Consider the following 13,338-nt stretch of genomic DNA (forward strand, 5'->3'; position numbering starts at 1 on the left):
GCTTTTTACCTTTTGCGATAATGATGCGTTTCCTTGATAAAATGCAGCAAAAGCCAACTAGCAGCGATCGCCACAGGAATCGCCATCATAGCATTTTGATAAGCGCTCACGCTATAAATACGTAAATTATCCGGTCCAAACGAACCATCCCAACAATAGTCTAACAAGTGACCAAGTAACGGTTGAAAAACAATTCCACTCATCATCACAATAGCATTCGTAAATCAAAGGGCAGTGCCGCTGATGCGTCGGGGAAGAATTTCTTTTACACAAGCAAAGACAAGGACTTGCCCTCCAAGAAACACACCCCCCATAAAGAGTAGACAAAACATGAGTCCTAAAGGAATATAGGTTCCAAACATAATAGCTAAGAATGTCAGAAATAATAAAGTAGAAGATAGTTTCATAGCAAAAATTCGGCTTTGAAATTTATCAGAGATCCATGCTGCTAAGGGAGCGCCAAAGGCAAATCCCAGAAAAATCATAACAGACGCAAAAGATGCATGTTCATTATCAATACTATAAGTTTGCATCAAATAGGGTACACCCCATAGCTCTGCAAAAGCGGCAATAGGAAGCCACATCAAAGACCCAAAAAGACCAATCAGCCAGACTTGCGGGTTTGTCATAAGCAATGCCAAAGACTTTCTTAAGGGTATTTCATGAGCATGGTGAGGTTTTTGGGCGTTAAGGTGATCTTTGGGATGATCCCGAATCATAATCCACGCAAATATTGTCATAACGACACCTGCCGTTGCCAGAGCTAAACTCGCTTCACGCCACCCTCCCATATTATTAACCATCCAGGCGAGTGGAGGTCCACCGAAAGTGCCACCAATTGTTCCCATCATCGTTGTCATCCCTGACATAAGGGCAAAGCGGGTGGGTGAGAACCATTCTGCAACAATTTTCATACAACTAATAAACGCACAAGCAGAGCCTCCCCCAATGAGAAAACGCCCCAGTTGCGCCAAAAACAAGCCATCACTCAAAGCAAACATAAATGTCCCGATTGCACATAAAGCAGCAGAAGCCGTAAGAATTCGACGGGTGCCGATGGCGTCTACCATCACACCACAAGGAATCTGCAACGCCACGTAAGAGTAGGAATAGCAAGAAACCAAAATGCCCAACGCCGCAGAAGTTAATGAGAAATCTTTCATTAACCCTTCTGTCATAACGCTGGGGGAAACTCGCAAGATGCATTCGTAGAGATAAAACGCCCCTGCGCAAGCCCATATAGCCCACGATTGGCGAGAATTTAAATATTCTTTTACAGCAGATTGATTGGTTTCATCCAAAAATTCCTCTGCTTTAACAGCAAGTATAGCTGTTTCCATATCCTTTAACTTTCATCAGCAGAAATTATAATTGTATTATGGTATTAATTTATCTCACTCAGCGTTTGCAAGCAATATAGCTATGCAGACACTTATTTTGGCTGGTAGTCTGGATGCGTTTCCCGCACAAACCGCATAACAACCCATGCAATCAATAAGCTAATCGGAATAGCACACATGGCGTATTGATAGGCTTCAGCACTATATAAGCGAATACCATCTGCACCAACCTGACCGTCCTCAAACTGATGAATCAAATGTCCAAGAAGAATTTGGAAAACGGGCGCACTGGCCATTGTTAAACAATTCATGAAACCAATGGTTGTACCACTAAATTCAGGCGGATTGATTTCCTTTGCAGCTGCAAAGTTCAAAATTTGCCACCCACAAAAGAATCCCGCACCAAACAAAAGAGCAAATATACCATAAAGAGGCAGATTTGTTAGGTAAATTGCCGGCATAAACATCGCCAAGGACCCTAAAGCTCCTATTGACATAACTTTTTTATGGCTACGCCAACGATTTGCTAGAAAGGGACCAACCAAACATCCCAAAGCCATCCCCAAAAGTACAAGCGTACTGCCATAAGATGCCGTTTCATTGTTGATTTCATAAGTTACCATTAGGTAAGGCGTTCCCCACATTTCAGCAAACGCAGACAAAACAGTGTACATTAAAGAGGCGTAAAGACCAATCAGCCACGTTTGAGTGCTAGAAGTAATGATCTTTAAACCCTCCCATAAGTGAGTTTTGGTCATCGGGGCATGTTGCGCCTTCTTTTCTATACCGCCCTTGGGATGCTCTCGAATAATAGCCCATGCAGCTGCAGCAACAGCAATACCAGCAGCACCCGCAATCATCATTGCTGTACGCCAATTTGTGCTATTCACTAACATAGCAAAGGGTTTACCCCCTATAATGCCCCCAAAAGTCCCCATCAACATGGTAATTCCAGCTATGACAGCAAAACGTTGAGCAGGGAACCATTCTGATGCAATCTTCAAACAACTTAGGTAGGCGCAAGCTGAACCGACACCCATAAATATTCGTGCAAGGGACGCTAAAACGACGCTCTCGCTACCGGCAAACATAAAGCTACCTATCGTACATAGAATTGCAGAAATTGTAACAACACGACGGGTACCTAACCAATCAGCGATCATCCCACAAGGAACTTGTAAGGGAACATATGAAAAATAATAGGCTGACGTAAAAATACCCAACGCCGTTGAGGTGACACCAAAATCTCTCATCAGCTCATTTGTCATGACGCCAGGGGACGCGCGCAGCACATATTCGTAGAGATAAAACAGGGCAGCCGCCGACCAAATTATCCATGCATACGTTGCCGGTGAAGCTTTTAAGGGAGAAGAAGGGATTTCCATATTAGGTGAATATTGATCAGCAATAGTATCCGTGGCAAGTTTCACGTTCATTCCTTTCCAAGTCCAATTGAGATTTTATTTTCTATCAGAGTATTGATAAAAACAAAAGGGCGTATGGGCCTTGGCAATGTATCAATCATCTCTAACTCTTAATTTGATACCTTTTACTTAATGACTCTAACAAAAAATTACAAGAGTGTTTAGCAAAAAATTCCAACATAAAAAGAAATATTATTGCTTTAAAGACCTTAAATACGTAATTCTATTGAAAAAAGCACTTTTTGGTAGCTTTCCCCTGTATGGCTATAGCCCTTAAATATCCTAAGAAAACTTCAAGTTGCCTGATGAGATCCGCCATCATGATCTTTTCTCACTTTACAAAGAATTCTCACTACACTACGAATTCTCACTACACTACGGCAAACTATAATTATGAAAGACTAAATTTGTTGTCCCCCCCAAACATTTTTGGATATTGTATTAAGAAATATATGATATGGTAATTTTATGACACGTACGTTTCTCTTCACGGCTCTCTTGATTACCCTCGCCTCTACAGTTGGGGCTCTTGGATTTGGATTGTTTGCTCTTTACAAGGGGGGGGAATTTAATGAAAAGTATGGAAACGGTGCCATGCGCTGGCGCATCACCTTTCAAGCTCTATCTATTATTTTATTCACTTTGTTAATATTAGTAGGAAAGTAAGTATGGTCCAGCTCACGCGCATATATACTCGAGGGGGAGATAAGGGAAAAACATCGCTTGGCTCCGGAAAACGAGTATCAAAGTCAGATGTTCGCATTCATGCTATTGGGGAAGTCGACGAAGCCAATGCAGCAGTTGGCTGGGCACGACAATATAGCCCGACTCATCTAGATTCTTTGTTATCCCGCATTCAGAACGATCTGTTTGATTTAGGGGCTGATTTATGTATTCCTGACGAATCTCCAACAGCTTTGCGTATTGTTGCCTCTCAAGTTGATTTCCTTGAAAAAAAAATTGATGAACTCAATGCCTCATTAGAACCCCTCATGTCTTTCATCCTTCCCGGAGGCTCTAAAGCCAGTGCTGCCCTACACTTGGCCAGAACAATTATCCGGCGAGCAGAACGGTCACTTATCCAGTTAGATCAGACTCACCCCCTAAATCCAGAAGCTATTAAGTATTTAAACAGACTTTCTGATTTATTATTTGTCTTATGTCGTCATGTTAACGACAATGGCAAAAATGATGTTTTATGGATTCCTGGTAAATCCAGAACGGAATAAACATGAGGAGTGGTGATCAAATGAAAATTTTGGTCGGTATCAAACGAGTGGTTGACTATAATGTCAAGATACGCCTTAAAGCTGATAAGTCGGGTGTTGATACCAGTGCCGCAAAAATGTCCATTAATCCTTTTGATGAGATTGCCATTGAAGAAGCCATTCGTTTAAAAGAACAAGGGATTGCAACTGAAATCATCCTGGTCTCGGTGGGACCCCAAATGACTCAAGAAACAATCCGTCACGGTTTGGCCTTAGGTGCTGACCGAGGAATTCACGTGAATACGGATGAATCTCCTGAACCTTTGACGATTGCTAAAATCTTGAAAGCTGTGAGCGAAATTGAAAGGCCCCAGCTTATTCTTTTGGGTAAACAAGCCATTGATAATGATTGTAATCAAGTGGCACAAATGATGAGTGCACTCCTGGGTTGGCCGCAAAGCACCTTTGTTTCAAAACTTAAAATTGCAAATAATCATTGTCAAACAACCCGAGAAGTCGACGGGGGGCTTGAAACGTTATCTCTTCCCTTACCCGCTGTTGTAAGTGTCGATTTACGTCTCAATACACCTCGGTATGCAACATTACCCAATATTATGAAGGCAAAGCAAAAACCCATTCACGTATTGACTCTTGCAGATCTCAACGTGGAAGCCAAATCGCATACGAAGATCTTAAACGTATCCGAGCCACCACCCCGCAAAAGTGGCGTCAAAGTGGCCTCGGTTCAAGAGTTAATATCGATAATTGAGAAAGGAATGTAATGAAAGTTCTTATTCTCGCAGAACATGACGAACAAACGTTAAAACCATCAACCTTAAACTCTATTACGGCCGGGCTTGCGCTCGCACAGGAAGTTACAGTCCTCGTTGCCGGGTCTGATACGCAAAATGTATGTAGTATCGTTGCTAAAATTGAGGGCGTAACACAAATATTAAAGGCAGATGCACCCGAATTGGCTCATCACCTCGCTGAGCCTATGGGCCAATTACTCGTATCCTTAGCCCCCAGTTTTACTCATATTTTAGCCCCAGCCACAACTTTTGGTAAAAATATTATGCCCCGTGTCGCCGCCCTTTTAGATGTGATGCAGATTTCCGATTTAACCAAAATCATTTCTGCGGATACGTTTGAGCGGCCTATTTATGCTGGCAATGCCATTGAAACCATACAAAGCTTAGACGCTATAAAGATTCTCACCATTCGGCCGACGGCCTTCTCAACAGCTCCTGAAGGAAAAGAGACATGCCCGATCGATAGTGTTTTACTGCCTACTTTTACATCCCTTTCTCAATTTATCGGCCTTGAATCAACGCCCTCTGTGCGCCCAGAATTGACCAGCGCAACCGTCGTGGTCTCTGGGGGCCGTGGCTTACAATCTAAGGAAAAATTTCATCTCATTGAAGATCTTGCTGATTGTCTGAAAGGAGCTGTGGGGGCATCCCGAGCTGCCGTCGACGCTGGCTTTGTTCCTAATGACTATCAAGTCGGCCAAACAGGTAAGGTTGTCGCTCCTCAGCTTTATATTGCTATTGGCATTTCAGGAGCCATTCAACATATTGCCGGCATGAAAGATAGCAAAGTCATTATTGCCATTAATAAGGATCCCGACGCCCCCATCTTTCAAGTTGCCGACTATGGTCTTGTTGGGGATTTATTTGAAATTGTCCCGCAGTTAACGGCGGCGTTAAAGGAGCTACATCCATGATCAAAACCCTTGCCATTATAGGAGCAGGGCAAATGGGGGCGGGTATTGCACATATTTGTGCCGTTGCTCGCTATACAGTTTACCTTATCGACACCTCCCAAAACCAACTTGATAAGGCTTTTTCTACCATTAAAAAAAATTTGGAACGTCAAGTTACGAAAGGAACGCTTACCCCAGAGCTCCATTCTGAAGCCCTCAAAAATCTCCATTTGTCTTTAACAATTGACAAACATGCCTCTATTGATCTTGTAATTGAAGCTGTAGCCGAAAATCTAGAATTGAAATCAAGAATTTTTAAAGAGCTCGATCACTCCCTTCCCGCCCCGACCCTACTTGCCAGTAATACGTCCTCCTTATCGATTACACAAATAGCAAGTGCGACAATGCGTCCCGACCGCGTCATTGGTATGCATTTTATGAACCCTCCCCCCCTCATGCCCCTTGTTGAAGTTATTCGGGGGGAAGATACATCTGATGCAACTTACAGCGCAATTCATGCTATGATTCTTCATTTGGGAAAAACGCCGGTAACATCGCAAGATGCCCCTGGTTTTATTGTCAATCGCATTTTAATGCCCATGATTAACGAGGCGATTTATGCACTTCACGAAGGAATTGCTTCCCCAGAAGATATCGATACGGCCATGAAGCTAGGCACTCATCAACCCATGGGTCCTTTAGCCCTTGCAGATTTTATTGGACTTGATACCTGTTTATCCATTATGCAAGTGTTACACCAAGGATTTCAGGATGATAAATATCGCCCCTGCCCGTTGCTCGTAAAATATGTTAATGCTGGACGACTCGGTAAAAAAACAGGGCACGGCTTTTTTGAATATCCCGCATAGCAAGTGAGACAGAGATGACAAATTTTGAAGAAAAATCAACCCTAGATGCCTTATCTGACATTAAAGACATGACCTTTGAAAAAGCGATGGGAGAATTAGAATCTTTAGTCCGTCGATTAGAAGAAGGACGCTTAAGCTTAGAAGATGCCATCAGCTCTTATGAGCGAGGCACGGCATTGCGAACCCATTGTGAAGCCAAACTGCGTGCCGCAAAACTGAAAGTCGAACAAGTTTTAAGTCATCAAGAATCGGGACAAAGTGAATCTGAACACCGCAAATAAAGACGAATTTGTCATGAATGAGCCCCTATCTGCTTTATTTGAAGAAGCCAAACAAGCAATTGAGCCTATTCTCCAGACATATCTTTCAAACCCAGCAATCCCTCAGCCCTTATTGAATGCCATGATTGGAAGTGTCAAAAATGGGGGAAAACGATTACGTCCCATGCTCACTTTGGCATGTGCCAACCTATTCCCTGTTCCCAAGACTCAAGCGGCACGGGTTGGTGCTACCATCGAAATGGTTCATTGTTATTCCCTTATCCATGATGATCTGCCCGCTATGGATAATGCAGATTTACGACGCGGTCATCCTACGTGCTGGCGAGAATTCGGTGAAGCCACGGCTATTTTAGCCGGTGACTCTCTCCTACCCCTTGCTTTTGAGATTTTAACCAACGAGGCCACCCATCCATCTGCTGAGGTGCGTCTATCGCTCATACAATCTCTTGCGCAAGCATCAGGTGCTGCTGGTATGGCTGGGGGTCAAATGCTAGATCTATCTCCTCATCTTATTGATTCTGCAGAAACATCTATCACCATGCAAAACCTTAAAACAGGCTGCCTCATTGCCTTTGCATGTGAATCTGCCGCCATGTTGGCACAAGCGCCTAGTCATGATCGGGAAACCTTACGGCAATTTGGTTTCCTTTTGGGCTTGGCTTACCAAATTCAAGATGATTTGCTGGATATTGAAGGTTCACAAACAGCGCTAGGTAAGCCCGTCGGTGCAGATGGGGATAAACGCTCGCTTGTTACCATTCTTGGACTTAAAGAAAGTAAAGCTTATTTAGAAACCCTTGAGGACCAACTATTGGAATTAATTCATCCCTTCTCCCAGCCCCTATTTACAGACATCATAACCTGGACCACGACGCGTCAAAATTAATCTTCGATAGTCACTGAGATAAATTTATTATAATCGTTAGGCTCCTATTTATATTAATTCACCTTCCTATTCTAAGATTATAGGTAGCAAAAAAAAGGAGGGGTATAACCCCTCCCTTTCATTTCTTATAATAATCGCCCTAAAACTAAGTTAATAGCTTATCTTAGTTGGAACGTAAACTAACGTGATATTTATTTTTTACCACCACGCTTCTTACCACCTCGGCCGCCATTACCATTTCCAGCCTGATTAGATTTTTTAGAACTGTTCGCTCCCTGAGTTATCGTTGTTGCAGCACCATCATCATCTGAATCATTCCCTAGGATAGGAGATCTGCTTGAAGCAGATGCAACTAGTTGGGAATTGTTTAAGGGGGTAGAATTTGAAAACGCTTCAGCTGTTTCAGATAGCAAATCCCTTAAAGTTTCGTTAACCATCATTGCAGCAAACAAAGGATTATCTGAAAGAGCATTTTGCACTTGTTCTAAAGTAAGTTTTTGATCACCTCCAAGGCCAAGCTTATTTTTTGCTAGCGATAAACAAACTTTACTAAATTCAACTAAAATCTCATTTTGCTCTTCGTCACGTTCTGCAAGCTGTACACGATGAGACGACGCTGCTGCCTCCATAGCTGCATTATGCTCATTTTCGAGTCTAACTTGCTGTGCTTTTAACTCAGCTGCTTTGGTATTGGCAGCATCGGATAAATTATCTTTCAAGTCAGTATTTTTTTTCTCGGCTGTAGTTAATGCTCCTTGAAGAGTCTTAATATTAGCCTCGGCTTTATTAAACTCCCCTTGTAATTTAGCTCTAGCTTCCTCAACTATCGTTAATCTGTCTTTCGCTTCAGTAACATATTGTCGGGCTTGATCTAAGTCCTTTTTAAGAGCTTCAATAACTTCTCCATCCGTCTTATTTTTTCCTTCAGCTTGAATTTTAGCGGCCTCAGCTTCGGCTTTTAAATGCTCAGCATCTGCAAGACGTAACTTAGCAGCAACCAATTCGGTTTCAGCAACGCCCTTCAAACGGTCCGCTTCCGTGACTCGCTGATTCGCAGCTGTTAAATCAGCTTGAACTTGTGTCAGCTTTGCTAATGACTGCACTTTAGCATCTATTTCGCCCTTCAAATTTAATTTATCCGTGACTAATCTATCGTTTTCTTGGTTAAGTGTTTTTAAAAGTGCTTTTGAATCATCAAGTTCTTTATTCGATTTTTCTAATTCTGCCGTCAATTGTTGAATTTTTTCAGCATCAACTACCGAAGAACCTTTTGCAGCATTAGCTTCCAGAGTTGCGAGTTCATCTTTTTTAGCTTTTAATTCACTTTGAAGTCTTGTTACTTCTGCTTTTTGGGTATCATGTAGGCCTTGAACGATTACCAGTTGTTGGTCTTTATCGCCATTTTCTTTTTTTGCAGCAGTTAAGGCAGCTTGCACATGAAGTAATTCTTTTGAAAGATCGGTTATTTTGCCTTGAAACACCTTGCGGGATTTTTCTTCAGCAGCTTTAAACTGCTCTTCAAGAAGACGTAAACTTTGTTGATGATCAGACTTCGTTTTTGTTGTGCTTTTCGGAGGTGTACTTGTGGCCAATAGCCCCAATAAATTGTCGTCATCGTTATCATCTCCAAAATCACGGGAAGCATCTAATTTAGATGAAGATGAAGATGAAGAGGAAGAAGAGGTAGTTGTTGTTGCTGGAACTGTGGTTGTTGAACCTAATATGGGATCAGATAGTATAGCTGATGATTGCATAACAGTGCTTGGCACGGGTGTGGATGCAGACATTGTGGATAGGCCTAATCTTTGTGCTGCTTCTTGGGCCTTTCTCATTCTTGCTTCTTTGGCGGCTTTTAGAGGGCTCATTGTCGTCGTCGCAGTGAGCTTAGTACTAGCTGAATCAGTTAATGATTTGTCTTGCTTTTCAGCTGCTTGAATTGCATGAATGCCAATAAGGGAAGATAACAAAACTAAATTTAGTTTATTTATTTTCATGATATAAATCCTTTTATGTAAATACCTTAAAACCAACTTACCATAAGTTGAATTTTTTAAAGCCACAGCGTAAAACTGTTTGTTTCATTATAATTTTACGCTATTATGCGTGAGAAAATGCACACGGCATGCCCTTTTCCTTTCTAAGTGTTTTACGGCGAGCTGTAAAGACTTTTCTTCAAAAAAAATTAAAAAAATGAATCAATTTATAGATTTTTTTATTAATAGAAATTTTACATTTTTACATTTAAATTCTGAGCTTTTGCCGATATAGATTTCGAGATATGCTATGGCCTTTGATATCTGAAATTAACTCTTAAGAGATTGCTAACAAAAAAATATAATGAGAGGCATTAGAAGGACTTAAGTTTAAAATGTAAATAAAAAAGATAACATTTACAAAATGTGATATGTTTAAAAATTATTTTTATAGTAAATTTTAAATGTGAAATAAATAAATTAGAAGATATTCTGAAATGACTGCAATGTATATCGAGCAATCTGAGCACAATCATTTAAAGATGATATAAAAAATGCCAGCTAGTCTAAACTAGCTGGCATAAATTGTTAATTAGCTAAAATTACTTAATTAACGAAACCAAGTTAGTTAGTTCAACTTGATTCGCAGCGGCGTGATTAATTACATCATCGCCAAATATATAATCACCAGCCTTAATTCCTGCCGCAGCAGCAACCAAATCTGCACTCTCGATGATTGCTACATGGTTTACATCAATGCGTGCTGCATCAGCCGTAAATGGATTATTAGTAAGTTGAGTAATTTCAATAACTGCCTTCCCATGTCCATCATCAAGATTTAGAATTTTCGCGCTAAATCGAGGCACATAATTTGCACCAGGATGAGCAGCTTCTGCTCGTTGCATGACAGCAGCGACGGCCTCAACTAATCCAACATCCGGCGCAGCAACTGCCAAACCAGCAGCACGAACTTGGTTCAAACTAGGCGCAGCTAAGGGATTTTGGCCTAATTGATTGTTCATAAGTAACAATGCACCCTTAACATTCTCATCGAGAGCATCAGCATCCGGTAAGTTACCAACAAAATCTGTAATTTCTGGACTAATGTGTGCCTTGTTAACTTGAGCATCTGTTAGGCGGGAAAGCCCCATCAATTCAACAACAGTTGGAGCATCAGGGTTACCCCAAGCATCTGTATTCTCTGTTAGAGAAGTAGTATATAATGGCACAGTGTAAAAAGGTAAGGTGCTTGGACGTGCCAAACGTTCATCAGCGCGGAAACGACTCACTACATCAATGTCAGATGTCGTAATTTCTCTATCAGAGCCTAATAATTTAACTTTATTTGCAAGTATTTCCATAGCCGCATCAGCTTGTGCAGGAATTATATCTATCAACACATTACCAGTTTCACGTATCAAATTAAGGCGCTCCAATTCTCCTAATGCCTTACTGACATGGTCTAAACGAATTTTAGAATTAGGTGTTAACTTATTGTCAGCATTAAGGGCAATAGCTGGATAACCAAGTTCATGTTCAATATAATAGGAAAGAATGACAAGTTTATCAAAAGATTCGTCACCAGATAACGGACTTAAATTAAGAGCAATTTCAATAATCTCATTATTAATATCAGTTTTAGAAGTCTCAGGATTAGACTTAAGTGCTAGACTAAGATTTTTAATTAAATTAAAATCATTTAAAGCCGGATTATCTTCACCTCGTGCTGAAAATGCCAGAAGAGTTTCAACATCAATTTTCTGAGGATTATCAATTTTAACATGAGCATTTCCACCACCGGCTAACTCACCTTTTTCAAGTTGCACAAATGCCTCTTCACGATCAGCATTAATTTCTGCGGCTTGGTAGCCAATATTAGCAAGCTTAACTTTTACGACAACAGGTAATGTATCATTAACAGTAAGATTAACCCCAGTTCCATCTCTTACGGCTTTTAATTCCTGAAACGCTTGAACTTGGGATTTCATGAAAAGAGGGTGAGTTAGTACTAACTCAGAAATTATTGGATCTTGTATAGCAGCAATTGTACGAGCGTCAGTAACATCATGGCCCGCATCATGTAGGAAAGAGATTTTTTGCAAAACATCTGCCGTTAGGCCATCATGATCAACCAGACCAAAACTACCATTTCTGACAGCTTCATCAATTGCAGCAGCTTTATCTGCAATGACAGCAGCCGGTGCTTTTGGAGCAACATTTACAGCTGCTAAGACCGAATGAGCATCAGGACGATTAAGTTCTGGCAGATTTCGCACATGCCTTACCGCATCTGGGCGTGAAACAAGCTGCGTAGCTTGTTTAGGTGTTCCCTCAAAATTTTCAAAACCTGGCACACATTTCAAAAATGCTTTATCTATTGCAAAAGTCGCTGGTGTAATTGATGAGATCAAAAGACCTAATGCAATTTTCTTTGATATATTCATATTTTATTTCCTCTATATAATTAATATTAATAATATTATTCCTGAAATTTTAGCCAGGTATTTATTGTTATAGTGTATATAAGAATCTATTTTTTAATTTCAACATAAAAAATATTACTCTAAACTTTAAAACCAAAAATTACATACTTAAAATTTATAAACTGCACCAACTTTAAGTGTTAAATATTTTGGTTTAATTGATGATAAATAAGATGCACCTGTACCAAATTTTGCAGCATCTTGAAACGTTTTGCTTACTTTGCCATAAATTTCATAACTTAAATTTCCTGTAAAAGAAACATTTGGTGAAGCAGCATATTCAATACCGACAGACGGGACGATCCCAATTTTGTTTTGATTTGCACTAGCAGATGAACCTACAACAGCACCAGCAACTCCCGTTACAGTCTGCTTAAACCTTGAGATGGCCAAACCTAATCCTAAAGATGCATGCCAACGCCCACAAAATACCTTACCTAAAGTTACACTGGGAATAATGCTATAAGTTTTCTTTAATTGGTTATTTACTGTGCTGTCCGCAGGTGTATTAGCAAAGAACTGAAATTGTTTATCTAACTGGTTGTTGGAAAATACGTTTGCTTCTATATTAAAACCAAAAGTTGAATCCTGATTGAAAACAGTACGGTATCCCGCCAAAATTCCAAATAATGCTGCCGTTTTATTTGCTGAGCTACTGAAAGAGGTACTTGTTACGCCCCCAATTGCTGGAGGATTAAATGTGGAATTAAATTTTCCATTTCCGAAAGAAGCACCAACTTGTGCGCCCGCTAAAAAGCCAGTTTTGTAAAATGAGTGTGCTAAGGATGGGGTTATACAAACAGTTGCTAAAAGCGCCCCATATACTACTGATTTCTTTAACATTAAATTGGTCTCCTTAAAATAGATAATCAAATATGCTCAACCTATGAGCTTTTAAAGAACTTTTTTTCGTTCATTATTCGTTAACTTAACCCAAAGAGCTTTTACGTACAAGCCTAAAAATACCTCATATAGTGAACTAGCCATTTCGCGAATTTAAGGGGAAATAGACCACAATTTTTTCTTGGTTTATACTCTTGTTTTTTAATGAAATTACAATTTACAATTAGAAATTATATTATCCTATCTTGTTAGTTGCGACAATTTAACGCCAAGAGAAAAATGATTTGCTACCTATTATTTCCCAAATTTACAGTTAACTAACATTT

At 40.3% G+C, this 13,338-nt stretch carries 13 protein-coding genes; 7 read left to right on the top strand and 6 right to left on the bottom strand.

Annotation, left to right across the window (positions count from 1 at the left end; all coding sequences use genetic code 11):
* Window positions 1–5 precede the first annotated feature (5 nt).
* The 3 genes from FJX03_06915 to FJX03_06925 form a co-directional block, all read right to left on the bottom strand.
* On the bottom strand, window positions 6–209 hold the full coding sequence (locus FJX03_06915; protein ID MBM3633413.1) for a hypothetical protein: 204 nt from the start codon (window positions 207–209) through the stop codon (window positions 6–8).
* A gap of 15 nt (window positions 210–224) precedes the next feature.
* On the bottom strand, window positions 225–1,340 hold the full coding sequence (locus tag FJX03_06920) for an MFS transporter (protein ID MBM3633414.1): 1,116 nt from the start codon (window positions 1,338–1,340) through the stop codon (window positions 225–227).
* Between the two features lie 92 nt (window positions 1,341–1,432).
* The gene (locus tag FJX03_06925) at window positions 1,433–2,725 is read right to left on the bottom strand and encodes an MFS transporter (protein MBM3633415.1); all 1,293 of its coding nucleotides are present in this window, start codon (window positions 2,723–2,725) and stop codon (window positions 1,433–1,435) included.
* Between the two features lie 507 nt (window positions 2,726–3,232).
* Between FJX03_06925 and FJX03_06930 the strand changes: the two genes are divergently transcribed.
* From FJX03_06930 to FJX03_06960, 7 genes are read left to right on the top strand one after another with little or no spacing between them, the layout of a single operon-like run.
* A complete protein-coding gene (locus FJX03_06930; GenBank protein MBM3633416.1) occupies window positions 3,233–3,430 on the top strand; it encodes a twin transmembrane helix small protein in 198 nt (65 codons plus the stop codon).
* 2 nt (window positions 3,431–3,432) lie between these two features.
* Window positions 3,433–3,993, top strand: coding sequence for a cob(I)yrinic acid a,c-diamide adenosyltransferase (locus FJX03_06935; GenBank protein MBM3633417.1), 561 nt, complete (start codon window positions 3,433–3,435; stop codon window positions 3,991–3,993).
* Window positions 3,994–4,013: 20 nt separating this feature from the next.
* Complete coding sequence (locus FJX03_06940) at window positions 4,014–4,754, top strand: electron transfer flavoprotein subunit beta/FixA family protein (protein ID MBM3633418.1); 741 nt, start codon at window positions 4,014–4,016, stop codon at window positions 4,752–4,754.
* On the top strand, window positions 4,754–5,698 hold the full coding sequence (locus FJX03_06945; protein MBM3633419.1) for an electron transfer flavoprotein subunit alpha/FixB family protein: 945 nt from the start codon (window positions 4,754–4,756) through the stop codon (window positions 5,696–5,698). The genes FJX03_06940 and FJX03_06945 overlap by 1 nt, the downstream gene beginning before the upstream one ends.
* Window positions 5,695–6,546: a 3-hydroxybutyryl-CoA dehydrogenase gene (locus FJX03_06950; protein ID MBM3633420.1), complete on the top strand. Its 852-nt coding sequence runs from the start codon at window positions 5,695–5,697 to the stop codon at window positions 6,544–6,546. Before FJX03_06945 ends, FJX03_06950 begins: the two co-directional genes overlap by 4 nt.
* A gap of 14 nt (window positions 6,547–6,560) precedes the next feature.
* Window positions 6,561–6,827: an exodeoxyribonuclease VII small subunit gene (locus FJX03_06955; GenBank protein MBM3633421.1), complete on the top strand. Its 267-nt coding sequence runs from the start codon at window positions 6,561–6,563 to the stop codon at window positions 6,825–6,827.
* A gap of 13 nt (window positions 6,828–6,840) precedes the next feature.
* On the top strand, window positions 6,841–7,713 hold the full coding sequence (locus FJX03_06960) for a polyprenyl synthetase family protein (GenBank protein ID MBM3633422.1): 873 nt from the start codon (window positions 6,841–6,843) through the stop codon (window positions 7,711–7,713).
* A gap of 191 nt (window positions 7,714–7,904) precedes the next feature.
* On the opposite strand, the gene FJX03_06965 is transcribed toward FJX03_06960, so the two are convergent.
* The 3 genes from FJX03_06965 to FJX03_06975 all read right to left on the bottom strand — a co-directional run bounded on the left by FJX03_06965 (window position 7,905) and on the right by FJX03_06975 (window position 13,012).
* A complete protein-coding gene (locus tag FJX03_06965) occupies window positions 7,905–9,707 on the bottom strand; it encodes a hypothetical protein (protein ID MBM3633423.1) in 1,803 nt (600 codons plus the stop codon).
* A 581-nt stretch (window positions 9,708–10,288) separates the two neighbouring features.
* Complete coding sequence (locus FJX03_06970; GenBank protein ID MBM3633424.1) at window positions 10,289–12,130, bottom strand: hypothetical protein; 1,842 nt, start codon at window positions 12,128–12,130, stop codon at window positions 10,289–10,291.
* A gap of 147 nt (window positions 12,131–12,277) precedes the next feature.
* Entirely contained in the window at window positions 12,278–13,012 is a 735-nt protein-coding gene (locus FJX03_06975) for a hypothetical protein (GenBank protein MBM3633425.1), read from the bottom strand.
* Window positions 13,013–13,338: the final 326 nt, after the last annotated feature.

The organism is Alphaproteobacteria bacterium (assembly GCA_016870095.1).
Lineage (GTDB): Bacteria > Pseudomonadota > Alphaproteobacteria > Paracaedibacterales > VGCI01 > VGCI01.

Coding starts and splice junctions, on each gene's coding strand:
- FJX03_06920 (MBM3633414.1), bottom strand. CDS start 1,340: ATGGAAACAGCTATACTTGCTGTTAAAGCAGAGGAATTTTTGGATGAA.
- FJX03_06925 (MBM3633415.1), bottom strand. CDS start 2,725: ATGGAAATCCCTTCTTCTCCCTTAAAAGCTTCACCGGCAACGTATGCA.
- FJX03_06930 (MBM3633416.1), top strand. CDS start 3,233: ATGACACGTACGTTTCTCTTCACGGCTCTCTTGATTACCCTCGCCTCT.
- FJX03_06935 (MBM3633417.1), top strand. CDS start 3,433: ATGGTCCAGCTCACGCGCATATATACTCGAGGGGGAGATAAGGGAAAA.
- FJX03_06940 (MBM3633418.1), top strand. CDS start 4,014: ATGAAAATTTTGGTCGGTATCAAACGAGTGGTTGACTATAATGTCAAG.
- FJX03_06945 (MBM3633419.1), top strand. CDS start 4,754: ATGAAAGTTCTTATTCTCGCAGAACATGACGAACAAACGTTAAAACCA.
- FJX03_06950 (MBM3633420.1), top strand. CDS start 5,695: ATGATCAAAACCCTTGCCATTATAGGAGCAGGGCAAATGGGGGCGGGT.
- FJX03_06955 (MBM3633421.1), top strand. CDS start 6,561: ATGACAAATTTTGAAGAAAAATCAACCCTAGATGCCTTATCTGACATT.
- FJX03_06960 (MBM3633422.1), top strand. CDS start 6,841: ATGAATGAGCCCCTATCTGCTTTATTTGAAGAAGCCAAACAAGCAATT.
- FJX03_06965 (MBM3633423.1), bottom strand. CDS start 9,707: ATGAAAATAAATAAACTAAATTTAGTTTTGTTATCTTCCCTTATTGGC.
- FJX03_06970 (MBM3633424.1), bottom strand. CDS start 12,130: ATGAATATATCAAAGAAAATTGCATTAGGTCTTTTGATCTCATCAATT.
- FJX03_06975 (MBM3633425.1), bottom strand. CDS start 13,012: ATGTTAAAGAAATCAGTAGTATATGGGGCGCTTTTAGCAACTGTTTGT.